Source organism: Cytobacillus firmus DS1 (assembly GCF_000565285.1).
Classification (GTDB): domain Bacteria; phylum Bacillota; class Bacilli; order Bacillales; family Cytobacillaceae; genus Cytobacillus; species Cytobacillus firmus_A.
Genome location: NZ_APVL01000012.1, coordinates 64,141 through 88,362 on the forward strand (window position 1 = coordinate 64,141; position 24,222 = coordinate 88,362).

Consider the following 24,222-nt stretch of genomic DNA (forward strand, 5'->3'; position numbering starts at 1 on the left):
TAAAAAAACCTAGCGACAATAGACTGCTAGGTTTTGATCCTAGTAAATACAGTAACTTCAGTAGTCTAAATGCTTAACAATACACCTGCATCCGACCAGTCAAAAATGCTAAGAGCTTCTTAAAATAAACATGGTCATCATAACTTCCGCTCCCATTTTCAATCAAACGTTTGATTGAAAATAATATTACAAAAGCATACCGAAAGCCTATTAAGATATATTAATTGATATTTCTAATCACGGATTGGCAAAATAATACTGCCTACAGATGATTAATCCAGATTAGTTATACTATCGAGGATCATCTCATAAAAACAGCCTGATATACGGGTGCATAATATCTGATAGCTTGTTTTATAGCTGTTAATCAGGTAAACAGTAGAACCGTCACCGTGTCACCTGTGAATTCCCACCTCTCACTTTAACACTTCACCGTATCCGGGGTCAGGAACCTTTTTAAGAAAAACAGTAGAACCGTCCCCATGTTTCTATATAATATAGTATAAACAACCTAGGTTAAGAAAAGGTATATATGATAAAGGAGCTACACAATGAAAACGATGACCCAGTCAGAGAAAATTGCCCGTTTTGAAGCAGCGTTTAACCGGATTCATGTCCAGCTTAAAAAGCTGGTGAAGGATCCGCGGGAACACGCGCCTTATGGAGAAGTTTTATATACAGCCAGGAATCTGCATAATGTGGTAAGAACGCATTATGATTTGTTGCGCTTGTTCGGGAAGCTGCGGAATGCCATTGTTCATGAACGGATTCAGAAAGATTTTTATATAGCAGAGCCTCATGATGAGGTCATTGAGGAGATTGAGAGAATCAGTGAAACGCTGATGAAGCCGCCGCTTGCTTTGAGCATTGCCTCACAGCCGGTGATTACCCATTCACCTGAGACTTCCTTAATGGATATTCTGAAGATTATTGATACAAAGGGATTTTCACAGATTCCTATCTATGAAGACAATCACTTCCAAGGGCTTTTGACTGAAGGCGGTATTGCCAAATGGCTGTCCCTCAACGCAGTACGCGGAACCATTTCCATTGAAGATGTGCTGGTAAAGGACATCCTTCCATTGGAGAAGAAGCATAATGTCAAATTTTTAAGCAGAGGCTCGTCTATTTATGACCTCGAAGATGCATTTGAACAGAGCTTTGAATGCAATAAAAAACTGGAAGCCATTCTAATCACAGAGCATGGCAGCCGGACACAAAAGCCAATTGGAATCGTCACTTCCTGGGATTTGGTTCGCATCGACCATACTACCTTTGCATTAGCAAGCCAGATGTAATTAACTAAGAATCGGAGAGAACTATGTCTATCATTCAAAACATGTTATTACATAATCGGAACCATAACATTATTCCACACCATATCGATGCTTTAACCATCGAACAAACTGATGTTTGCTTGTCGGTAGGCTGTCTTGCGTATCCTGTTATTAGGCTATCCGACGGGGAGTTTCAGTATAACTATATTCATAGCGATACCAGATACCAGCCCGATTCATATTTCAAACCCTTTATTGAAGAAAAGGCTTCCGGACTCTCCTTTAACGAGGAGTATCATATTCGCTGCTCAAGCATTTCTATTGAAGATGATCATATAGAAATGAGAACCCAATGGAGTGACTTTTCACAGTTTCTTGGAACCAATATGATGGTTGGTACGTATCTACCAATAAGAGAAAAAGTGAAGGATCACTTTCCCATTTCCCCTCTTCTTGCAAATGAATTGGCAGCAATCGGCACCTTTATCATTCACGATGGCCAGGAGAAATACCTGCTGCTGACTAAAAGGAGTTCAAATGTCAGCACTTACCGTAACTGCATGTCGGCTTCCGTTTCCGGAGCTATGGGCGGCGGTGAAAAATGGACTGATTTTCATATGGAAACACGTAAGCCTGATCCGATTTTAACCATTATCCGTGAGACAAAAGAAGAGCTTGGGCTCGATATAAATCGCAGCCAATTAAAGCTGGATGGCCTCTGTATGCAGGCAATCGATAAGCAGCCGAATTTCCTCGTTTCTGGTGAGCTTCCTATTTCAAAAGATGAAGTACTTAAAAAAGCGAAAGCAGCCGCAGATAAAGATGAAATTGAAGAGGATGGCCTGCTGTTCATTCCTTTTGAACTGGATAAAATCATGCCCTATCTCATCTATTTGGAGTACTCTCCCACATCTGCTGCCGGAGTTTGGGCACTCCTGGAGAACTATTTTACACAAGACGAAATAAAAACTGCTTTTCAGCAGTGCTGTAAAGGGTGATCATGATGGAAGCAACTTCTCTCTCAGAGCAGTCAATAATTGAAAAACTGGATAACCTTCCGGAACATACGACACGAGACTTCGAATTAACACTGACCAAAATAGCCGAGACTCTTGAAGAAACAGAATACAGCCAGCTGATGCTTTACCTGGAAAATAGAATAGCATCCCAAACTGCCAATCAAATTCTCTTTGCATCCTTTGTCATTTTGACTATTTATGCAAGAAGAATGAAGAATATCAGCCAGTTCAGGGAAATCGTGGAGCGGTTTGGTGAAAAATTCATTGATTTTCCTTTGTACCCTCATATCCTGTCTCTTTTGTATAAGGAAATCGGAACGAATGATGCCATCGAGCAGGCTGTGGCCTTTGCAAGAGAGGCCACACAAAAGCTCCCAAATCAGGTTGGTGTACTCCACAATTATGCAGAAGCCGTTGTACATATAAAAGAACATGGGTTCATGGTCAGCCAGGAAGAGCTACAGGAAGCCTATAACTATATTAACCGGGTAGTCCATCTGTCCCCGCGCTATGCAAAATTCCATTGTACCAGGGGAAGAATTTTAGCAGCACTCGGAAAATTTAATGAAGCAAAAGAAGCCATCCGCAAGGCCATTGACATGGAGGAATCCTCAAAAAAAGACTATGCGATCCGGATCAATGACTATCTTTACCACTTAAGCAGAGTGCAAACCAATGAGTTTTCACAGGTGTTTTCTGATAAAATTGCCTTAACAGAAAAAAGCTTTGATGAAGCGAAGGATGAAATTGATCAGTCCATTTCCAAACTGAAATCTGAAAACCTGCAGATGCTGGGGTTCTTCACAGCCATCATCAGCTTTACCATCGGATCTTTCAACATTCTTGGGGATAAAAACTTCCTTGAGAGTGCCTTGTTAATTTTAATCTTGTCGGGCGCTCTTGTATTGGCCTTCGTCGGATTTGGACTCCTTTTTCAAACAAAGAATCAGCACCCATGGAGGACAGTCATCATCAGCCTGCTGTCATTAGGGGTAATTGTAGGCTCAATGGCGGCTTATTACTTTATTAATTAGGTGGTTTCATACATGAAAATTAGCACAGTCTATACAAAAGGAAACAGAGAAATAAATGAGGATGCCATTGTCGTAGATACGGATCAAAACATCTTTGCGGTGATTGATGGGGCAACTGGGCTTGGCGGACTGCCAGGCTCCCTTGCCTCAGGGATTGTGAAAGAATATCTTGAAAAAAATACTTCAATACCCCTTATTGAGAAGGTTAAAGAAGGAAACAAACAGCTTCTGGCAGCTGCAGAGAAGAATATAGGAACGTCCCTGGATCAAATCCCCAAATATAAAAGAAGTTCCTGCGGGCTTGCTGCTATCCAGATCCACCTGGATGAAGTTGGTAAGGTAAATTCACTAGACTATGTATCGGCCGGAGATTGCATGCTCTTTTTGGAATTTAAGGATGGTTCTATTAGACAGATTACGTACGATCATATTGACCGGCTTGATACTGTGGCCATTCAGTTAATGCAAAACACTTGGGAGAAAGTTCTTAAAGAAAAATCTATTGATTCCTTCTCTCCTGAGCAGCTTAAAGAAAAACAGAAAGAATTAAGGGGAAATGTTCAGCATATTCTTCAGGAAAACCGCAATAAATTAAATACAATTGATGGATACGGGATTATTGATGGTGATCATGAAGCTATGAAATTCTTTGAATACGGTCGTATTCCGTTAATTTCCGTCAATAAAATCCTTCTGCTTTCAGATGGGTTAAAGATTCATACAGAACGTACTTCCACTAAACAAGAAACGTGGCTGACAACCGCTCAGTCTGCCTTTAAATCTGGCCTAACTGAACTGGAAAAAAGGATTATTAAAGATGAGGAATCTGATCCTGCTTGCTTTTACTTTCCACGTTTGAAGCAGCATGATGATAAGTCGGGAATTTTGATTGTTTTGTAAAAATGTAAAAAGCCAACCTATCATACATACTTGGTTGGCTTCTTTGTCACATCAATCAGCGGCTATCACTTTATTCTAATTTTCACCTTTGCACTTCAAAAGTTAGCAAGTTTTTATATATAGAGGACAGTAAGACAGTTTCATTCTCCCAGGCCTACCCTAAACCTTGATAGGAAATGAGCCTGTCCTCCATTGTCCGCCTACTAGCTTAAGTGGTCCGTCCCCGTGTTTTTGGTTGAAATGGTTTTCTAATCATTTATTATATCCATAATTACCTTCCCTTAATTAATAGTAAAACCCCACGCAATGGCTGGGGGCTTTGTAGATGCCTTTCCTTAGCTTAAGGTTACAATCCCATCTTGAATAGTAAATGTTTCTCCTAAATTAAGGATAGCAGATACTCCATCTATTGTTTGTGTTCCTTGCAACGCTTCCAAGACTATTAACTCATCCGTCATTTCACCGTTGAGATAGTTATGACCACTTTCCCAGTTTAATTTTTCTTTTTCTTCTGTAGCTATAGCTGTTACATCATCACTTAAGGACAGGTTGGTTATTAAAGTGATTACTGTTGTAGCATTTTGCCACTAGGAGCAAATCAATGATTCCAAATCCCTTGGATAGTATGTCAACATTTCCATTCCGTCTTCTGTTACTAGTATTGTATCTGAGTGGCGGAAACCTCCTACCCCGTTTACATATATGCCTGGCTCGACTGTAAAAACCATACCCGGCTCCATGATCGTGTGATCACCTAAATCAAAAAAAGGTGATTCATGAAATAACAAGCCGATTGCGTGGCCAGTGTGATGTCTAGTTAATTCGGTAATATTATTTTCTTTAAAATACCTTTGAACCTCCACTTCTACTGATGATAAAGGCTTCCCAGGTTTGATATGCTGAAAAGCCACTTCCTGCGCATTGTACATATGCTGGAAGTATGTTTTTTGTTCACTGCTTGCCTCCTCAACAAACATTGTTCTTTCTAACTCGCTTTTATAGCCCCATATACTCGCAGCAGCTGCAGTGACTAATGTATCGCCTTTCTTTAAAGTCACATTTTGAGCAACTGCATGAGGATAAGCTGACAGCTCCCCGACCTGCCCTCTAAACAGGGCAAAGGCTGTTTCCCCATGAGGTTTGTACTCCGGACCTAAGGTTTCAATCATGGCCAAGGTTGATTCTGTACTGGCTCTGCTTGTAATCTCCAGCTCACTTATTCCTGCCTTAGAGTATTTTTGCAATAAACGATGGGCAAGATTTCCCCAGCGGCAGGACTCTTTAATCAATTCAATCTCTTCGTCCGATTTAATCATCCTTAACGCTGGAACCATATCCTTTATTGACTGATACTCCTTAGCCTCCAGTAATTGGTCAATTGACGGTCCTCTATATCCTGATGCTGAAGCATATCCAAGGCTATCAGCTCCTACACGTTTTCCCTGAAACCCAGCAGCTATTAAATCTTCCTTAAAATACTCCATCGGATGCCTGATTCCTGGATATTCAGGGTAGGAATGTACAAAGTTTATAGAACCTGAAAATTCTTCAGCATGTTCTTTTTCTAAAAATGGAACAAATAAGTGGGTTTTCTGATTGGAGTCCACAAAAAAGGCGATCGGCCGCTCTGTCGGGTGAAAAAAGAAACCGGTTAAATAAAATATATCAATGGGGCTAAAAATGATTGCACAGTCCAGGTCCTGCTGCTGCAGATTTTCCCAGAACCTTTTCTGCCTGGTCTTAATTTCTTTTTTTGAAATGGATAATCTCATAGAAACTCCCTCTATCCTTATTGATATAGATGACAGGCTACAAACTGTCCTGGTTCTTTTTCAGTCAGCGCTGGTGTTTCTGCCTTGCATATTTCCATACAGCTTGGGCATCTAGTGTGAAAAGCACATCCAGATGGAGGATTGGCCGGGCTTGGAACATCCCCTTTTAGAATGATTCTTTCTCTTTTATGGCCTGCATTCACCTCTGGTGCAGCAGAAATTAACGCTAGCGTGTAAGGGTGGAGAGGATTTGAGAAAAGCTGATCTTTACTTGCCAGCTCCACAATTTTTCCAAGATACATCACAGCCACGCGATCGGATATATGTTCACAAACCGACAAATCATGGGTAATGAACATATAAGTGAGATTATATTGTTCCTGAAGATCCTGCATAAGATTAATGACCTGTGCCTGAACGGAAATATCAAGTGCTGAAACGGGTTCATCCGCAATAATCACTTTTGGGTTGAGAACCAATGCTCTGGCAATTCCGATTCTCTGGCGCTGTCCGCCGCTGAATTCATGGGGATGGCGTTTAGCATAACTTGGATCAAGGCCTACTTTGTTCAGCAAGTCGGCTACCTTCTCTTTTCTTTCGCTTTTGGTGCCAATATTGTATACCTTCATTGGTTCTAATAGCGTTTTTTCAACTGTCCATCTTGGGTTTAGGGATGCATAAGGATCCTGGAAAACCATTTGAATATCTCTTCTGGTTGCTCGAAGTTCTTCCTTTGAAATGGCTGTTAGATCTTTTCCTTCAAGCTTAATGCGGCCCTCCGTTGCTTTCAATAACTGGATAATCAGCCTTGCCATGGTCGATTTGCCGCAGCCGCTTTCGCCTACAACCCCTAAGGTCTCTCCTCTTCGCAACTGAAAAGAAACATTATCAACTGCTTTCACAGCGCCCACCTGTTTAGAAAATATCCCCTTTTTTATAGGGAAGTACTTTTTTACATTTTGCACTTCTAAAATATAGTCATCTTGTAGCTTCGATAAAGCCATTGTGAGTACTCCCCTCTTCATCAGGTATTAGCCAACAGGCAGATTCTTGCGCTTCACCGGCTTTCATAAGCGGAGGAAGACTTGTTTCGCATTGGCTCATTGTATAAGGACAGCGATCAGAAAAACGGCAGCCTTTTCCCCAATTGGCTGGTGCAGGGACTTGACCGGGAATAAAGTGTAACCGTTTTTCCTTATGGCCCTTTTTTGGCAATGAAGCCAATAAGCCTTTTGTATAGGGATGGGATGGATTATTCAATACCTCTTTTACAGGTCCTGTCTCTACAATTTTACCGGCATACATAACAATCAAACGGTCACAAACTTCTGATACCACACCAAGGTCATGGGTGATGAGAATCATGGACATCCCTTTTTTGCTTTGCAGATCCTTCATGAGCTCAAGGATCTGGGCCTGAATTGTAACATCCAAAGCAGTCGTCGGTTCATCCGCAATAATCAGCTGAGGGTCACAAGCCATTGCCATGGCAATCATAACCCTTTGCCGCATTCCCCCTGATAATTGATGCGGGTAATTATCATAAATTTCATCTGCCCGAGGGATCCCAACCTGTTTTAATAAATCAACAACTTTTCTTTTTCTCTCTTCACCTTTAAGCTTTTTGTGGATTTTTAACGTTTCTCCTATTTGTTCTCCTACACTGTAGACAGGATTGAGTGAAGTCATGGGTTCCTGAAAAATCATACTGATTTTATTGCCGCGAAGATTTCTCATCTCTCTTTTGGGCAAATTCAGGAGGTTGACACCGTTAAAATCAATTTGATCTCCCGATACTTTTCCAGGAGGTTTAACAAGGCCCATTATGGATAGTGAAGTTACACTTTTTCCGCAGCCTGATTCTCCAACTATGCCGAGGGTTTCTCCTTTCGCGACATGAAAGGAGATGCCATCGACTGCGTTAAAAGAAGCCTTTCTAGAGGAGAAGGTGGTTTTTAAATTTTTGACTTCCAGGATGTTCGAATTCACGAATCATTCCCCCTTATGAACCTGCTTTAACCCCAGCAGTTTGCTGCAAGCTTGCATCCATATACCCCACTAACTGTTGAATAATCTCATCTGTATGTGCAACTGATATGGCATGGTGGAGCAGATAGTTTGGTGAACAATAAACACCTTTCTGTGTAAATGCTGCAATAAACGCTGCATATTTTTCCTTTTCACTATGTGTAGCACTGCGATAGTCTGTTATTTCCTGGTCGGTGAAGTACCAATGAAAATGCCCGCCTCTTCCTTGCATTCTAGCTTTCACCTGATATTTTTCTGCTGATTTTGCGAATTCAGCGATCAGTTTTTCCGTTCTATTTTGCAATGTACGAAAAACCTGTTTTTCTTCATAGATTTCCATAAAGGCCAATGAAGCAGCTAATGACACCTGATGGCCATTATAAGTCCCCACAAAAGAACATGTTCCTTTCCCAGGGGTGACCGTTTCGAAAATGGCCGCTTTTCCAGCCAAAGCGGCCAGTATATAGCCATTGCTAATCGCCTTGCCGAATGTAGAAAGATCAGGTGTCACACCGTAATATCCTTGAGCTCCACCAGGAGAATCTCTAAACCCGGTTAATAATTCATCAAACACCAGGACAATATTTAATTGATCACAGATCCTTCTTAGCCCTTGCAAGTAATCTTTTTTGGCGGGGATATAACCAATATCTATCATAGTTGGTTCAATAATTAATGCAGCAATCCGGTGTTTATTTTCTGTCAGAAGGCGTTCAGCCGTTTCCAGGTCATTAAATGGCAGGACGAGGGTGCTTTTTACTACATCCTCAATTAGCCCCGATGCACCGGGAAGTGACTTTGGCTCTGACTTGTCACCTGCCTTTTGCAGATCAGGCCAGGTACTGACAAATACAGCGTCGTGCCAGCCGTTATATGCTCCTTCAATTACGGCAATATCCGGTTTTTGTGTATACGTTCTGGACATAGCCATTGCATGCATAACCGCTTCTGTTCCTGTATTGGTATAACGGATTTGTTCAGCTGTCGGAACCATGGATAAAAACTTTTCAGCCGTTTTAACACTAAGTTCCGTCTCCACACCAGTCACGATTCCTGAAGTACTATAGAATTGCATCCGTTCATTGAAATCCGGATCATTGTGACCAAGAATGACAGCCCCGTTCCCCATAATGCAATCAATATATCGATTGCCGTCCACATCAGTCAGGTAAGCCCCCTCTGCTTTTTGGTAATAGATGGGGTGTGGATTGCGGAAACGGGAATTCGAGTGCACCCCTCCAGGCACTGATTTTACCGCTCTTGTAAATAACTCTTCTGATCTAGTTAGTTCCATCCTGTCACATCCTATCTGAATTGTTTAACTGTATCTGCAGATAACATATTTTTATATAAAAACTCATAGAAAGCTTGCTTTCTATCCTCAGACAATCTTTTATAGATCTCATTTACCGCTTCATTTCCTCTCCAGTAAGAATAAATAAACGGAGCTCTTAAGGTATGTTTGAAAAAGCGGAGCCTGGAAAGAATCCAATTTTCTTCACCAAATGCAAACTCTCTTAGAAATGCAGAAACTTCTTCATCTGGCTTCCCCTCTGCATGGATCATATGTGCAGCATTTATTCCTGAGATCGATTTGATTTCCTGATAAACTTTGTAGATTTCATCATCCAGGGAATCCGTCCAATCAATGAAATCGATCCCATTATCTCCAATCCCCTCAAATACGGAACTGCTTGCTGTATTGGTGATGACTAACCCGGCATCAAGCGGGATATCACCGGATTGGACACCTAATTCTCTTATTCTCATATGTGTAGTATGGCCCGGAAAAGATTCATGCGTGACTAAATGTTTTAAAGATTCATAGGTATAGGACAGATCGCCATTTATATACATTTTCCCGCCAACATAGTCACAATAGGCACTATACGGCACAACGTTCACGACCACTGGAGTTACCTCCACATCCTCCATCTCTTTAAACATTTTTTGAACAACACGCTCTTTTCCTTGAGAAAGTAAATCTTTTAATACAGATTCCACCTGTTGTGAAGGGACATGCTGTGCTTGTTCCCACTTCTTTACTTTCTCTTTCAGCGTTCCTGAGAATCCCTTTTGGATTAATAAAGATTCAAGCCTATTATGAAGCTCTTTTCTTTCTGCCTCTGAAAAGGGATTTTCATTTACATATAACAGACCTCTAACATTCTCCCTGAAGGGAATCTCCTCACCGCTCCGCCATCTTGCCAGCCTTAGGAGTGAACCGATTTGCTGCTGCATATAGTTTCTGCGAACCTCGGATTGTATAGCTGAATAGCTGCTTCTTAAATCCTCGAAATCTGCAAAAATCTCATTCCAGCTGCTGTAGGAATTTGGTGTTTCTCTCGTTAAGTTAATGGGTACTAATCCTTCCTGATCAAGTGAAGCTTCTGAGCCGGATGGGAGGTTTTTCCGATAAAAATCATCCATCCCCAGTACAATTTGCGTATATTCCTGTGACAATTTGTGGTCCAAGGACTCGAAATGGACCGTTTCAGTTCTCATTATTCTTCCTCCGCACTATCAAGATTACCAAGCATAAATCCATAATCTCCCGGACTTACTTTATTAAAGAGGCCTCTTGTTAAAATCACCACGTTATTCTGGAATGGGGCCCGAATGACTTCCAGCTCTTCAAATGTTCTTGGGTTATAAGTTCTTGCCAGAACCTGATTTCCTTCAATGACGGTGCCTACAGCACTAAAGTCAAATTCCGGCACCATGATTCCCCCGTGCTTCGGACGAATAATCGTAATTTCAGTCATAACTTTTTGTTTTGGAGGAGGCGCGACCTCACCGGGAATCATTTTCAGCTTTCGCATCACATTGAAAATCCCTTCTACTCCTCTTTCAATGTCTTTATCGTGGTTAGGTCCTCCTCCTACCTCGACTGTAATGCTTGGGATGCCTTTTTCTAACGTATAAGTAGCTGTAGTGCCTTCATATGGATGCGAAGGACGGTATAAAATCGGGAAGTTAAATGCCCGTGATAATTCTTCATTATTTTGAATGTATACATAATCAACAACCGGAGTTGCACCGCCAGCATGCAGGTCAATATAGACATCAATATGTTCTAAAAAGTTTTCCACCATTGAATTGGCAAGCTGCTCTGTTACCCAGCCGTTTTTGTTTCCCGGAAACACCCTGTTTAAATTATTCATATCAAGAGGTGTATTTCTAGTCATACTTTCAAATGCCAACGGATTGGAAACAGGGAGAAGCTTAATCGTGCCTGATAATTCAGATTCATCTAAGCGGTTATATACTCGCCTGATGATTTCCGCTCCAATGATTTCATCACCATGTACAAGGGCAGAAATGCCAAGAACCGGTCCCTCTTTTACCCCTTGAATGGTATGGATTGGCAAAGAAAGCGGTGTTCCATTGGATAAATGTGTAACAACAACCTCTTTATATTCGCGTGTAGATGTAACTGTCATGATAATTCCTCCTTGAATTAATTCCTTTTTAATTTCGAATCGGTTAAATCCCTGATTCCGTCTCCCAATAAATTAAAGCCTAATACTGTGAACATGATCGCTAAGCCTGGATAGACCGATAAATGCGGGGCCTCCCTGATAAATTTCATTCCAAATGCCAGTGTCCAGCCCCAGCTGGATTCCGGCGGCTGAATGCCAAGACCAAGAAAGCTTAGTGTCGCTTCAGAAACAATAGCGGTCCCGAGCCCAAGTGTGGCTACAACAACAATCGGAGCGAGGCAATTGGGCAAAATATTTAAAAAGATGATGCGAAAATCATTCGAACCAATCGTCTTTGCCGCCTGAATATATTCCTCTTCCTTAATAGCCAGAACATTTGCCCGTACAATCCTCGCATAATTGGTCCAGTATACAAAGCCGAGGGCCAAAATCACATTTTCTATACCCGGACCGAGAGCCGCAACTAGGGCAATGGCTAAGAGCAATACAGGAAATGAAAGGAAGATATCAACGACGCGCATAATCAGCGTATCAACCCAGCCACCGTAATATCCAGATACCAAACCGAGCGTAACACCAATAACCATGGCCAGCACTACTGAAACTAATCCCACTTCAAGAGAAACCCTTGCCCCGTATATGATTCTGGAAAACAAATCCCGGCCATACTGGTCGGTTCCTAAAATATGACCATCTTCCATTGGTGTCAGCAGCCGTTCACTCATATTCATTTCATAGGGATCATGAGTAGAAATGACAGGAGCAAAAATGGCGCAAATCACAACCACTAATACAAAAGCACCGCCAATTAAAACGGACTTACTCTGGGTGATAAGCTGGAAAAAGTCTTTAAAGTCAAAGCCTTTCTTGGGGAGAGTTCCTGTTTGGTTCTCTGTTTGGTATTGTTTTGAAAGTTCCATCATCTCCCTCCTTATCCTTGTTGAATTTTTGGATTGATAATGGCGTACAAAATATCCACAATCAAGTTAATTAAAGCGAAAATAAGCGCAATCATTAAGACACAGCCTTGAACCACCGGGAAATCCCTCTGGCTGATCGCCGTAATGACTAACCGGCCGATTCCCGGCCAAGCAAATACGGTCTCCGTGACAATGGCACCGCCAAGTAAATTTCCAAACTGAAGTCCAACGATGGTTACTACCGGAATTAAGGCATTCCGAAAAGCATGTTTCATGATGACAACAATTCCTCTAACTCCTTTTGCCTCGGCTGTTCGGATATAATCTTCTTTCAATACTTCAAGCATTGCTGATCTGACCATTCGGGTAATGAGTGCAGCACTCATTACGCCTAAAGTGAAGGCAGGAAGAATAATATGCTGTAAACTATCGACTAAATAGAAGAGATTTCCGGTCTGAATCGTTTGCACGAACGCATCTAATAGCGGCTCTCCTCTTCCAAAGGAAGGAAGGATATTCAAATTCACAGAAAAGCCAATTATCAATAACAGTCCCATCCAGAAAACCGGCATCGATACACCAATCTGCGCAAAAAACATGCTGCCGTAATCAAGCCAGGAAAATTGTTTTACCGCAGATATGATCCCCAGTGGAATCGCAATTAAAAGTGCTATGATCATTGCAACAACTGCAAGCTCCAGAGTAGCAGGGAGATGGGTGGAAATCAGTGTAATAACAGGGGTGTCTTGAAAAATAGAGATTCCCAAGTCTCCTTGAAATAGATTTTTAAGAAAAACCATTAACTGAATATAAAGAGGCTCATTTAACCCAAGAACATTTCTCAATCGTTCAAGATCCTCTTTTGTTGCATCTTGCCCGAGAAGGGTTAGGGCAGGGTCACCAGGAATAAGATGCAGCAGGAAGAAGACTAAGATTGAAATTCCTAATAAAACAGGGATAAATTGAAAGAATCTCTTTACAATAAATGTTGCCATTTAAATCACTCCTGACTTTAAGGCAAGAGGAGGGAAACCTCCCCTTCCCTGCTTCAGCCTTCCTTAATTTGTTATCTCAGCATCTTTAAGTCCATAGAAACTGCCCGCCGGATGCTCAGTAAAGCCTTTAAGGTTCTTGTTATACATAGCAATATAGCCTTGGTACAATAGGACATCATATGCTACTTCTTCTGTAACAATCTTTGCAGCTTCCTGATAGAAGGATTTACGTTCAGCCTGTTCCAGGGTAGTTCTTCCCTTCTCAATTAATTCGTCAACAGTTGCATTACTGTATTTGCCGTAATTGCTTCCACCATTCGTATGGAAAGGGTTATAGAAAGAGCGATCCGGGTCAACCAGGTTTAGCCATCCGACTAACGCAATATCGAAGTTACCTTCCGTCAGACCAGTACTGAAAGTTGGCCATTCACTAGTTTTCACTTCAGTTTCTACCCCATTTTTAGTGAATTCGTTTTGCAGATATTCCACTGCCTGCATACGGTTTGGATCTTCACTATGAGTGGAAAGAGTAATTTTTAATTTTTCCCCATCTTTGTCCAGAATGCTATCTCCATCGCTATCTTCCCAGCCAGCTTCTTTAAATAACGCCGCTGCTTTAGCCGGGTCATAAGAAAAGCCGGAAATGGACTCATCATATGCCCATGAAGCTGGAATAAGCGGTGACTTACCAGGTGTATCCATTCCCTGATAAATATCAGAGGAGATAATCTCTTTGTTGACTAAATGGGCAATTGCCTGGCGCACTTTTAGATCAGATAATATTGGGTGTTTTTGATTAAAGTTCAAATAAGTAAATCCAAGTCCTTCTGTTTCAATAACCTCAAATTGATCATTTTCTTTTATTCTTTTGATATCCTGAGGAGATAGAGGAGAATGTACGATATCAATATCTCCTGATTCTAATGAGGCAACACGAGTGGAGTTATCAGGAATAATAAAGTAGGTTAGCTTGTTTGTCTTAGGTGAGCCGCCCCAGTATTTATCATTTGCTTCAAATGAGATTTTGCTGTTTTTATCCCACTTCACCATCTTATAAGGACCTGTCCCAATTGGATTATTGGATAAAGTATTATCATTCTTTTCACCAATATGTTTAGGTACAATCCCAATGTCCAAATAGCTTAATAGTGGTGCGGATGGCTCTTTTAAAGTAAATTTCACTTGGTAATCGTCTACTACTTCAACAGACTTTATCGGCTCATAAAGTGAAGCATATGGTGCCTGAAAATCCGGATCAATTAAACTATCAAATGTATACTTTACATCCTCTGCCGTGAATGGTTCACCATCATGAAAGGTTACATCTTCGCGAAGGGTAAAAACCCATGTTGTTGGATCAGGACTTTCCCATTTCTCTGCAAGTCCAGGTTCAGGCTCCAGATTAGCCGATAGTCGAATGAGTCCATCATAGACTAACTCGGAAACCCTTTTGGCAGATGTATCTTTTGATAGCCGAGGGTCCATCGTGCCTGCATCCACATCCAGCCCGACCTTAATTTCATCCCTTGCTGCGCCAGCATCTCCATCATCAGATCCTGCGGAACCTGTATTATTGCTGGCTGGTTTTTCATAGGAACAGCCTGCTAGAAAAGCAGAGAAAATGAACATCATAACAAACAAAATGGAAAACCAGCTTTTCTTATTCATTCTAATATTCCTCCCTTTTATCAATTAATTTAAATCATAAAACCTTTTAAACTCCGATTAACTCCAAATATTGCACCTCCTTGGAACTATTATTCAGCACTTCGCAGCCATCATCTGTAACAACCACTATATCTTCAATCCGAATTCCAAATTGATTCGGAAAGTATAGCCCTGGTTCGATACTAAAAGCCATTCCCGGGGAAACTAAATCATGATTGTTTTTATGGATTGATACACCTTCATGCAGCTCCAGTCCAATCCCATGCCCTGTTCTATGGATAAAATTTTCCTCATATCCCCACTTCTCAAAAGAACTCCTCACAAACATGTCAATTTCTGAAAAAGCAATGCCTGGCTTGACCCTATCGATTGCTTGCAGCTGCGTATCATGAACGATTTTGTATATGTCCTCAAATTTATGATCTCTCCTGCCCAAATAAAAGGTTCTCGTGATATCGGAGCAGTAATTCTTAAACAATCCTCCCATATCAATTAAGATTGGCTGGTCCAGCTGACAGACTTGATCAGAAATCGTATGATGAGGGTTCGCAGAATTTTTCCCAAAACCAATGATCGGCTTGAAAGATAATTCATTTACACCGTTTTCAGCGAAGAAACTCTTAATGGTAGCCGCAACATCCCTCTCAGTACAGGGGAAATGCTGCAGCTGAAGAATTTGATACATAACCGCATCGGCAATCTTTGCGGATTGGCGTAGTGTATCAATCTCTTGTGCGTCTTTTATTTCTCTTAACTTTTCTACAATGGTACTTTTCTCGAATTTTATTTCTGGAAGATGCTTTAATAAGTCAATAAAGTAGGAACAAAGCCACGTCTGATCAATTCCTAACCTTTCCTTGTTTGAAAAATGGGAAGCTAACGTTTTTACAGGATCCATATCATCACTGTAGTACACGATTTCAATTCCATTTAATTCAGGAATTTGATCGGAGAACATTTGGTGTATAAAGAGTTTTGCCTTTTTCCCCGGTGTTAAAAGCAGCACGGTCATCCGTTCCCCAGTATCAAAATTAGCTCCTAAAAGATACTTTAGGTTATAGGTTGACGAGACAACTAAATGATCATATCCATTTAACTCTGTCTCCTGCATACTCCTAATTATTCTTGATGGATTTGATCTCAATCACTTTCACTCCTTTTCGTATAAAATATAAAAGACCAAGCCATGTCGAAACACACCTTACAAAAAGGGTATTTTCGAACAGCTTGGTCTTAAAATTCTTTGTATGAATAGGGGATGCCTATCCACCGAACTTCAGGCTCGCTGAAAAAATTAAATTATTTTAATTATTCTATATATTTTAATTATACAGATTACTAATCGTAAATCAATAGCTATTTTTAAATTTTTTATACTGGAACATTCATTGACTTATAAATAGAATATTGATTGTATGCATCCCGCATTGCAGCTACAATCGCTTTCTTTCCCAGACCAAAATACCTTCTTTCAAATCTTTCAATTGGGCCCTCTATACCTTCTTTTAAATCGTGGCCGGTAAAAATACTTTTAATAAAATCAGTACACATATTTGTGACAAAGGTACTAGAAGCATTCAAAATACAATCCGTTTTTGGGTCAACCTCAAATCCAACACCCATGACACCATAAAGATTTTTAGCAGTCATTCCATCAGGCAATCGAGAATAACCCGTACAAATTATCGTATCATCAAAAGTCATACACAGTACCCCCCTCTATTTACTTTTTTATATTAAATCTTTTTAACTATTATGCCAAAATTTATTCGGGAACGGAAGGATATTTTTTGTTATTTTTAGAAAATTATAATAAATAATAGAACAGAAACCTTCTTTCCATCAGATTAAACTGCCGTTTCTTTAGCATTATTAAATGCCTTTCTTTTGACCCATTAACCTGTAAAATCGGTGTAACTTTAATAATAGAATTTAATCAAACGTTTGATTAAAGTAATAATTTTATTTATAAGGATTTCATACCTCTGTTTTTATGGAAATATTGTAAGTAATACCATTAGGGCGCTGGTTGTATACATTGTCTCATCTGGCTTGTTAGGTTACCCATAAAATTCAGTTGCACCCTTACTCTACCATGTTACCTTTTTAATAATAGTAAAGGTGCTTTTTATAAGCAGAACTTTTCATTACTAAATTCTTAATGGTGGACAATGAACCTGTCCCCTCGTCCTTGTTAGAGTCAAACTTAAAAAGAACTTCAGCCGATTTGAAGTCCTTTGTAGAATTAATTTATTTAAATGTAATGGCCAGTTCCTCCGAAATCACCCATTCAAATCCTGAATTATTGTTATCGACATGAAGGGTATACGCAATTCCGCTTTGGAGCTTGGATGCTTCTTCCGGAGGGATCGCAATGGACCAGGCATTCAGAACATCACCGTTTGTCAACACCGAATCACTGAAGAATCCGCCCGTCAGCTGGGCTTTTACAGACAATTCGCCTGGAGCGCGCAGTTCAAATTCCCAGGTTGCTTTATTTCTGAACTCATGCATTTGCTTGTAATTATAATCAGGATTCCACTCCTTTAAATTCACAACAAAAAGCTTACCTCTGCTCGTCCCGCCTTCAAGTTCCTGCCGGATATTGGCCGGCAATAACGGGTCATCAATATTCATTATATGGTTAACCGTTCCGGTCTTAATATCAAAGCGTTCCTTAAGTTCTCCATTAAATGTATCAAAGTACTGCACCCAGTCATTCAGCACATCTTTTTCAGTTTTTCCGAAATGCTTTTTGGCCATTTTATCTTTTTCTATCTGGCTGATTGCTGATTGATTCCAGAAGGTGTTCTTAACATCTTCCACATATTGATAAATATTTTCATAGCCGTACATTTCAGTCAAATACCAGAATAAAGAAAGAGTAATTCCATAGTTATTCCCGGATGCATTCATAATATCGTCGAAGGAATTCAGTTCATTTTCCCAAAGTAAATCTTTTTCATTGCCGCCCTGCTGCTTAGCATAGGCAATAATGCTTTCTTTTGCAGGCTGCACCATCTGTTTTCTCAGCCCATTCTTCGTATTTTCAGGATAACTGTGCAGAAAATAACAGCTGTATTCTGCTGCACCTTCCATCAGCCAGAATCGGTAGTCAGGACCCCAGTAATTCTGAAATACATTTTGATATTGATGGTGCCCGATATAGGTATTCTGATCAAAATAATGGTAAATTTCGTGCTGGAGAGTAGCACGGAAATCATAAGGCATGGTACTGCCATTCATGACAATATAATAATCTCTTCCCCCATTCCGATTATCCTGATAGCCGGCAAAAGCCTGGCTGTCTTTTGGAAGCGATGTCTGTGACTCATTTGTATAGAAATAAAACCGAAGGGACGATTTCATATCTTCAAACGGCTTCATTTTCCGGACTTCAGACAGGCTGGCCATCATTTCGCCAATTTCTTCATAGGCATACCCTTCACCAAATCTATTAATATAGTCATCTGTTACATAAATTTTAATGGGGTAGCCGGTCTGAAACTTTAGTTCATATGTGTTTAAGTTTTTTAGGTAATAAGGTGCGAGTTCCCTGTCTGACACGTTTTGTTTCCCTTTGTACTCCAGTTTCCACGTCATTGGTTCTGCCGGTTCCTGGGGTTTGGGAGAGGGAGTTTCCTCTTTTGTTTCATCATTCGGGGGTTTTACCGGGGAAGGTGCAGGCTTGTACCAATCCGGATTCGCACACTTTAGATTGGAAAGCTTTCCTTTAGATGGGGTTTCATACTTCACTTTTGCATCCCGATCAACATATAAACCTCCTCCCACACTTAACATACCCGGCTTAAAAGCATAAATGCGATATTTCTCCCCTGCTTTAAGAACACGTGCGGTTACCTTGAATTCACCCTCAGGCTTATATAAATAGGTATCCCTGGCAACAGTTAAACGTCCAATTTGGCCCGGCTTCAGCTCCACACCATCCCACCAGATTTTCTGCCCCTTCTTAATCCCGCTGCAGCTCTCCTCTGCTGATGCACTTATTGGAATTAATAGGATAAAACATATCAGTAATAACGTCCATCGTTTTAAGCTTCTCATTGAATTCTCCTTTAATGGTAAAATATTCATATTTAGTAGGTATTATACCATATGGATGTCACCTTTGGATGTCGGTATATTCCGTTATTTGTCGTTATTTTCACAACGATTGCTCTAGTTATAGTTCTAAAAGTCTAGTAACATAGTTATATATTCCATTTTTACAAAAAGGAGGATTCTAATTGATCAAGTTTGTTACAAAAATCTGTCTTATTTTTGCGCTTATCTTAGGTTTGGCCAGTCCCGCTTCCGCTTTCTGGGATAGCAATAAAAAAGTATATTATATAGCGCTGGGTGATTCCCTGGCAGCCGGGCAGACACCATTCGGTTCTATAGGAAAGGGCTATCCTGATTTTATCGCAGCTGAATTTAAAGAAGCTGGTGTTCTGGATGGATTTGTTAAAAGCTATGCCAAGTCCGGCTATACATCCAAACAGGTCCTCGACGATATCCGCAATAATGTCACGATTGGCCAAAATGCCGGAATCCAGGCCGAGCTGAAGAAAGCGACTCATATCACCCTGAACGCCGGCGCCAATGATCTTCTTCGCCAGCTTCAAATTGACCGCACAACTGAAGCGGTTACGTTCGATGAAGCGGAAGTTCAAAAAGCGATGGCGGGTGTCCAGCAGAACTTGACAGATACAGTCCTGGCCATTAAAGCGATTAACCCCACTGCAGAGATTTACATAATGGGCTACTATAATCCTTTACCGCACCTTCCTGCACAATATCAGCCGCTGCTGAATAACTCTTTGGCTGTATTGAATACGATTATTGAGAAAATTGCAGAAGCATCAGGTTCCAGTTATATCTCTATTTCACAGACCATCGCTGCCAATATCGGATACCTTCCGAACCCGCAGGATGTGCATCTGAGTGAAGAAGGCTATAAAGCTGTTGCAGACCTGTTCTGGACATTTATGAACCCTGAAATGCCGGAAAAGCCTGCTCCTGAGGAACCAAAGGAAGAGGATAAAGAGATTCCCGTTGTCTACTGGGAAGGCATGGTGCTGAAAAAAGGACAGATTGGAAAGCTTATGATTGATAAACCGATTAACCTATGGACTCGTGCTGACGGGAAGCTAAAAGCTGTCCGGGTACTGAATGCAGGCGAAACTTACCGTGTGTATGGCTATGACGGGAATTTCGGCGGGCAGTACAGTGTCGGCGGCGGGTATTATGTAACGAAGATGGATGGCTATGTGAACTATAAAACACCTTCGAAAGAGAAGCTGAAATTGGTTAATCCGTAAAATGGGAAAGGAGATGCTGTGGGGCATCTCCTTTTTCATGCATTTTATTCAAAATTTATACTCTATAAATCCTTGCTTCATAAGGCCGCAAAACCAGCATTTCTGCAGAATCTCCATCAGGGATTTCAGTATAATTTCCAAGCATAAGTTCTTTCCCGGTACCCTGTGCAATCTCCGGTAATTTGACCTCATTTGTTCTTTCACTTTGATTAAGGACTATCATCCATGTAACATTCCCCAACGACCGGGAATAGATATACAATTCTTCCTGGCCATCAGACAGATCTGCATAATCACCGTAAACCATGACTTCATTTTCTTTCCGCAATGCAATCAGCTTTTTATAATAATGGAAGACGGAGTCCGGAATTTCAAGCTCCCTTTTTACATTGATTTCTTTGTAATTCGGGTTTACTTTTATCCAGGGTATCCCGCTTGTGAAACCTGCGTTTTCGCTGTCGTCCCACTGTACAGGTGTTCGTGAGTTATCTCTGCTTAGCGGCTGCAGATCTTTAAGGACTTGAACAGGATCTTCTCCCCGTCCCACCAGCTCATTGTACTTATTTTTCATAGCGATATCCCGGTAGTCCGAAATATCTTCGAAACATACACCGGTCATTCCTATTTCTTCCCCTTGAAAAATATAGGGAGTTCCCGGCATGGTATGAACTAGCGTACCGAGTAATTTAGCCGATTCCACCCGATATTCCCCATCATCGCCATATCTGGTTACCTGCCGGGTATGATCGTGATTATTTAAAAACTGCGAGTTCCAGCCTTTCCCCTTTAACCCTTCATACCACTGCTTCTGAATTTCCTTGTATCGAAGCATATCCCAGGATGGCATATCATCAGCCACCTGAAAATGGAATAAGGTATGAAGTTCATTTCGATCTTCTCCAACGTATAATAAACCATCTTCAGGCGTGACAAATGGAATTTCCCCCACCGTCATAATGTCATAATGCTTAAGGACTTCATGGTTCATTTCCTTCAGGTAATCATGTATGCCCGGATTATTGCCTAAGTAGGAGAGGTCATAAGGGTTAGCCGCATCTCTATAGTCTTTCTGTTTTGCGAGCAGATTAATAACATCCATACGGAATCCGTCTATCCCTTTATCGAGCCAAAAACGCATGATTCTGTAGATTTCTTCGCGCACTTCGCGATTTTCCCAGTTCAGGTCAGGCTGTTCTGCAGCAAAAGAATGGAAGTAATATTGGCCCGTCTTCTCCTCCCGCGTCCAGGGTGAGGGGGCAAAGTAGGAGCGCCAATTGTTTGGCTCTTTTCCATCTTTAGCATCTTTCCAGATATACCAGTCTCTTTTCGGGTTATCCTTCGAAGACCTGGACTCCAGAAACCATGGATGCTGATCAGATGTATGATTAACGACTAAATCCATAATTATCTTCATACCAAGGTTATGAACTTCTGTGATTAACCGCTCGACAGTCTCCATATCCCCTGCCTTTTCCATTACGCCATAATAATCCGAAATATCATACCCATTATCTTTGTCAGGAGATTGATACATAGGATTCAGCCAGATGACGTCCGCCCCAAGATCTTTAATGTAATGCAGCTTTAACAGAAGGCCTTCCAGGTCGCCGATCCCGTCTCCATTGGAGTCATAGAAACTTCTCCAATATACCTGATAGACCACCGCTTCTTTCCACCATGTTTTTTTCAATACTTTTCCCCGCCTTCACACATCCTGACAAATAAGTCAGCTTGATGAAATACTTTCCCGGATAAAGCAATTCTCTTTTAATAGATTGCTTCTTAACTCATCCGTATTAAGTGCTTTAGGATGAATGCCCTGATCGACGGACATAGCTGCGGCCATGCCTGCTGCCTGGCCCATTGCATAGCATGTCGGCTGAATACGGAGGGAAGAATGAGCTTCATGTGTAGAAGAAATGCATCTCCCTGCTACCAGAAGGTTATCGAAATCCTTTGGAAGCAGGCAGCGGTAAGGGATGTCATACCATTGACCCTTCGGCAGAATCACCTTCTCAGTCCCGGCTCCTGTTGGATTATGAATATCTATCATATAGGAGCAGGAAGCAATAGCATCATCAAACTTTCGGCATTCCAGTACGTCATCAGCAGTTAAAACATATTCACCGATAATCCGGCGTGATTCACGAATGCCAATTTGCGGACCTGTCGTAACCAGGTAAGAGTTCTCAAACCCTTCCACGTTTTCCTGCATATATTCAACAATCTCTTTGACTTGCTTTCTGCCTTCGATTTCAGCTCTCGTTAAATCATCCACATCCAGGGCATCCACGTTGACAATGCGGGTCATATTAATCATGACCTCTCCTTCACGGGGCATCTTAAAAAACAATACCCTTCCCTGTGGAAGCCTTTCATCTTCAACTGCATACTCACAAGCTTTTTTCCGGTTTGTGACTCCGCCCATTTTGAACATGATGCTTGCAGGCTGACACTGGCCATCAGACTCACGTCCAATCTTGAATTCCGCTCCTGCTCTGGCTGCCAGGTCGCCGTCCCCCGTACAATCAATGAATGTTTTTGCTTTTAACAACTGCCGTCCCGATTTGCTTTCAATGATTATCCCTGAAATCAGATTCCCCTCTGTCACCGCATCGACCACAAAAGAATGGAATTGAAGCCGGACCCCGCTTTCAAGAGCCATTTCATTCAGGACATATTTATAAACTTCAGGATCAAAGGACCAGGCATGTCCTCCTCCTCCAAATGCTCCCGCCTCTTTCAGACGATCAATCATTTCCTGAAAGATGCCTTTCACCAGCTGGGTTTTCCCTGAAGAAAAACTCATAAACGGATTTACAAGTGCAGCGGAACCCATTCCTCCTAAAAACCCATTGCGTTCAAGCAGGATCGTATCGGCGCCCTGCCTTGCTGATGCAATGGCAGCCGCAATCCCGGCAGGGCCACCGCCAGCTACGATTACATCTGCATGTTTTGAAATCTCTATATTCTTTATCTGAGTATACATTTCCATCTCCAATTCCTCCTATCCCTTTACCCCTGATGATGCGATTCCTTCTACCAAATAACGCTGAAAAACAATAAAGATTAAAGCAATTGGAATCATGGATAAGGCAGATGCCGCCATTAAAAGATTCCATTTCACCTCATACTGCCCCTGGAACTGAGTTAAGGCGACTTGAAGCGTCATCATATCCGGTGAATCCAGCATAATTAATGGCCATAAAAATTCATTCCAGGCTCCAAGAAATGTTAAGATTCCCAAGGTGACCAGTGCCGGTTTGGTTAAAGGCAAAATAATCTGCCAGAAAATCCGGAATTCCGAGCATCCATCAATTCGGGCCGCTTCCATAAGCTCAGTTGGAATGGTACTCATAAACTGCCTCATCAGGAAAACCCCATAAGCGTTTGCCACCAGCGGCAGGATAACAGACCAATAAGAATTTAATAATCCAATTTTTGACATCATCAGAAAAATCGGAATCATAATGACTTGCATAGGGATCATCATCGTTCCCAGAAATAACAGAAAGAGCAATTTCTTTCCCATAAAGTTAAACTTCGCAAACGTGTAGCCCGCCAAAGAACAGATAAATAAGGTAATAACTGTTGTTAATACCGATATAATCGACGTGTTAATAAAGTATTGAGTGAAGTCTCCCGAGTTCCATGCTGCTATAAAATTTCCCCAATTTGCATCCTTGGGCAGGAATGTAGGAGGACTTGTAAAGATTTCATTATTGGGCTTCAAAGCACTTGAAATCATCCAGACAAATGGAACAAGCATCCCAATTGAACCTAATATCAAAAATGCATATAAAGGTATTCGCTTTAACATCGCTCTGCTTCTATTGCTCATAGCA

20 protein-coding genes and 1 pseudogene are annotated in these 24,222 nt (G+C 41.3%); 6 read left to right on the forward strand and 15 right to left on the reverse strand.

Features of this window, described 5'->3' with window-relative positions:
* Positions 1-551 precede the first annotated feature (551 nt).
* From PBF_RS16195 to PBF_RS16210, 4 genes are read left to right on the forward strand one after another with little or no spacing between them, the layout of a single operon-like run.
* The gene (locus tag PBF_RS16195; protein WP_035330992.1) at positions 552-1,298 is read left to right on the forward strand and encodes a CBS domain-containing protein; all 747 of its coding nucleotides are present in this window, start codon (positions 552-554) and stop codon (positions 1,296-1,298) included.
* 23 nt (positions 1,299-1,321) lie between these two features.
* On the forward strand, positions 1,322-2,275 hold the full coding sequence (locus tag PBF_RS16200) for a hypothetical protein (RefSeq protein WP_035330993.1): 954 nt from the start codon (positions 1,322-1,324) through the stop codon (positions 2,273-2,275).
* Between the two features lie 2 nt (positions 2,276-2,277).
* Positions 2,278-3,330, forward strand: a complete 1,053-nt coding sequence (locus PBF_RS16205) for a hypothetical protein (RefSeq protein ID WP_152539691.1) — start codon at positions 2,278-2,280, stop codon at positions 3,328-3,330.
* Positions 3,331-3,342: 12 nt separating this feature from the next.
* Positions 3,343-4,230 (forward strand): hypothetical protein, encoded by an 888-nt coding sequence (locus PBF_RS16210; RefSeq protein ID WP_035330997.1) that lies wholly within the window; start codon positions 3,343-3,345, stop codon positions 4,228-4,230.
* Between the two features lie 587 nt (positions 4,231-4,817).
* On the opposite strand, the gene PBF_RS16215 is transcribed toward PBF_RS16210, so the two are convergent.
* The 12 genes from PBF_RS16215 to PBF_RS26540 all read right to left on the reverse strand — a co-directional run bounded on the left by PBF_RS16215 (position 4,818) and on the right by PBF_RS26540 (position 19,121).
* A complete protein-coding gene (locus PBF_RS16215) occupies positions 4,818-6,002 on the reverse strand; it encodes a M24 family metallopeptidase (protein ID WP_035330998.1) in 1,185 nt (394 codons plus the stop codon).
* A gap of 17 nt (positions 6,003-6,019) precedes the next feature.
* Positions 6,020-7,006, reverse strand: coding sequence for an ABC transporter ATP-binding protein (locus PBF_RS16220; protein WP_035331000.1), 987 nt, complete (start codon positions 7,004-7,006; stop codon positions 6,020-6,022).
* Positions 6,981-7,991, reverse strand: a complete 1,011-nt coding sequence (locus tag PBF_RS16225) for an ABC transporter ATP-binding protein (RefSeq protein WP_035331001.1) — start codon at positions 7,989-7,991, stop codon at positions 6,981-6,983. The genes PBF_RS16220 and PBF_RS16225 overlap by 26 nt, the downstream gene beginning before the upstream one ends.
* A 13-nt stretch (positions 7,992-8,004) precedes the next feature.
* Positions 8,005-9,324 (reverse strand): aspartate aminotransferase family protein, encoded by a 1,320-nt coding sequence (locus tag PBF_RS16230; RefSeq protein WP_035331003.1) that lies wholly within the window; start codon positions 9,322-9,324, stop codon positions 8,005-8,007.
* Positions 9,325-9,335: 11 nt separating this feature from the next.
* Complete coding sequence (locus PBF_RS16235; protein WP_035331005.1) at positions 9,336-10,535, reverse strand: hypothetical protein; 1,200 nt, start codon at positions 10,533-10,535, stop codon at positions 9,336-9,338.
* Entirely contained in the window at positions 10,535-11,473 is a 939-nt protein-coding gene (locus PBF_RS16240; RefSeq protein WP_035331007.1) for a succinylglutamate desuccinylase/aspartoacylase family protein, read from the reverse strand. Before PBF_RS16240 ends, PBF_RS16235 begins: the two co-directional genes overlap by 1 nt.
* A gap of 17 nt (positions 11,474-11,490) precedes the next feature.
* Complete coding sequence (nikC, locus tag PBF_RS16245) at positions 11,491-12,393, reverse strand: nickel transporter permease (protein WP_081757299.1); 903 nt, start codon at positions 12,391-12,393, stop codon at positions 11,491-11,493.
* Between the two features lie 11 nt (positions 12,394-12,404).
* On the reverse strand, positions 12,405-13,388 hold the full coding sequence (locus PBF_RS16250) for an ABC transporter permease (RefSeq protein WP_035331008.1): 984 nt from the start codon (positions 13,386-13,388) through the stop codon (positions 12,405-12,407).
* A 63-nt stretch (positions 13,389-13,451) separates the two neighbouring features.
* A complete protein-coding gene (locus PBF_RS16255) occupies positions 13,452-15,056 on the reverse strand; it encodes an ABC transporter substrate-binding protein (RefSeq protein WP_051488913.1) in 1,605 nt (534 codons plus the stop codon).
* A 46-nt stretch (positions 15,057-15,102) separates the two neighbouring features.
* A complete protein-coding gene (locus tag PBF_RS16260) occupies positions 15,103-16,200 on the reverse strand; it encodes a M24 family metallopeptidase (protein ID WP_152539692.1) in 1,098 nt (365 codons plus the stop codon).
* Between the two features lie 227 nt (positions 16,201-16,427).
* Positions 16,428-16,760 (reverse strand): DUF3870 domain-containing protein, encoded by a 333-nt coding sequence (locus PBF_RS16265; RefSeq protein WP_035331011.1) that lies wholly within the window; start codon positions 16,758-16,760, stop codon positions 16,428-16,430.
* Positions 16,761-17,306: 546 nt separating this feature from the next.
* Complete coding sequence (locus PBF_RS26540; RefSeq protein WP_051488914.1) at positions 17,307-19,121, reverse strand: hypothetical protein; 1,815 nt, start codon at positions 19,119-19,121, stop codon at positions 17,307-17,309.
* Positions 19,122-19,354: 233 nt separating this feature from the next.
* Here PBF_RS26540 and PBF_RS26830 point away from each other — a divergent pair.
* A pseudogene (locus PBF_RS26830) lies at positions 19,355-20,020 on the forward strand (SGNH/GDSL hydrolase family protein); the annotation flags it as partial.
* 9 nt (positions 20,021-20,029) lie between these two features.
* Positions 20,030-20,377 carry a hypothetical protein gene (locus PBF_RS26835; protein WP_235192281.1) on the forward strand — a complete coding sequence of 116 codons (348 nt, stop codon included), beginning with the start codon at positions 20,030-20,032 and terminating at the stop codon, positions 20,375-20,377.
* A 55-nt stretch (positions 20,378-20,432) separates the two neighbouring features.
* On the opposite strand, the gene PBF_RS16280 is transcribed toward PBF_RS26835, so the two are convergent.
* Genes PBF_RS16280 through PBF_RS16290 form a run of 3 tightly spaced genes read right to left on the reverse strand, consistent with a single transcriptional unit; the run spans position 20,433 to position 24,218 of the window.
* Positions 20,433-22,067 (reverse strand): glycoside hydrolase family 13 protein, encoded by a 1,635-nt coding sequence (locus PBF_RS16280; RefSeq protein WP_035331012.1) that lies wholly within the window; start codon positions 22,065-22,067, stop codon positions 20,433-20,435.
* Positions 22,068-22,103: 36 nt separating this feature from the next.
* Positions 22,104-23,372 carry an FAD-dependent oxidoreductase gene (locus tag PBF_RS16285; RefSeq protein ID WP_035331013.1) on the reverse strand — a complete coding sequence of 423 codons (1,269 nt, stop codon included), beginning with the start codon at positions 23,370-23,372 and terminating at the stop codon, positions 22,104-22,106.
* 12 nt (positions 23,373-23,384) lie between these two features.
* Positions 23,385-24,218 (reverse strand): carbohydrate ABC transporter permease, encoded by an 834-nt coding sequence (locus PBF_RS16290; RefSeq protein WP_051488916.1) that lies wholly within the window; start codon positions 24,216-24,218, stop codon positions 23,385-23,387.
* Positions 24,219-24,222 lie beyond the last annotated feature (4 nt).

Excerpts from the sequence above, each read along its gene's own strand:
- PBF_RS16195 (WP_035330992.1), top strand. The coding sequence starts at position 552 with ATGAAAACGATGACCCAGTCAGAGAAAATTGCCCGTTTTGAAGCAGCG.
- PBF_RS16200 (WP_035330993.1), top strand. The coding sequence starts at position 1,322 with ATGTCTATCATTCAAAACATGTTATTACATAATCGGAACCATAACATT.
- PBF_RS16205 (WP_152539691.1), top strand. The coding sequence starts at position 2,278 with ATGATGGAAGCAACTTCTCTCTCAGAGCAGTCAATAATTGAAAAACTG.
- PBF_RS16210 (WP_035330997.1), top strand. The coding sequence starts at position 3,343 with ATGAAAATTAGCACAGTCTATACAAAAGGAAACAGAGAAATAAATGAG.
- PBF_RS16215 (WP_035330998.1), bottom strand. The coding sequence starts at position 6,002 with ATGAGATTATCCATTTCAAAAAAAGAAATTAAGACCAGGCAGAAAAGG.
- PBF_RS16220 (WP_035331000.1), bottom strand. The coding sequence starts at position 7,006 with ATGGCTTTATCGAAGCTACAAGATGACTATATTTTAGAAGTGCAAAAT.
- PBF_RS16230 (WP_035331003.1), bottom strand. The coding sequence starts at position 9,324 with ATGGAACTAACTAGATCAGAAGAGTTATTTACAAGAGCGGTAAAATCA.
- PBF_RS16235 (WP_035331005.1), bottom strand. The coding sequence starts at position 10,535 with ATGAGAACTGAAACGGTCCATTTCGAGTCCTTGGACCACAAATTGTCA.
- PBF_RS16240 (WP_035331007.1), bottom strand. The coding sequence starts at position 11,473 with ATGACAGTTACATCTACACGCGAATATAAAGAGGTTGTTGTTACACAT.
- nikC (WP_081757299.1), bottom strand. The coding sequence starts at position 12,393 with ATGGAACTTTCAAAACAATACCAAACAGAGAACCAAACAGGAACTCTC.
- PBF_RS16250 (WP_035331008.1), bottom strand. The coding sequence starts at position 13,388 with ATGGCAACATTTATTGTAAAGAGATTCTTTCAATTTATCCCTGTTTTA.
- PBF_RS16255 (WP_051488913.1), bottom strand. The coding sequence starts at position 15,056 with ATGAATAAGAAAAGCTGGTTTTCCATTTTGTTTGTTATGATGTTCATT.
- PBF_RS16265 (WP_035331011.1), bottom strand. The coding sequence starts at position 16,760 with ATGACTTTTGATGATACGATAATTTGTACGGGTTATTCTCGATTGCCT.
- PBF_RS26540 (WP_051488914.1), bottom strand. The coding sequence starts at position 19,121 with ATGAGAAGCTTAAAACGATGGACGTTATTACTGATATGTTTTATCCTA.
- PBF_RS16285 (WP_035331013.1), bottom strand. The coding sequence starts at position 23,372 with ATGGAAATGTATACTCAGATAAAGAATATAGAGATTTCAAAACATGCA.
- PBF_RS16290 (WP_051488916.1), bottom strand. The coding sequence starts at position 24,218 with ATGAGCAATAGAAGCAGAGCGATGTTAAAGCGAATACCTTTATATGCA.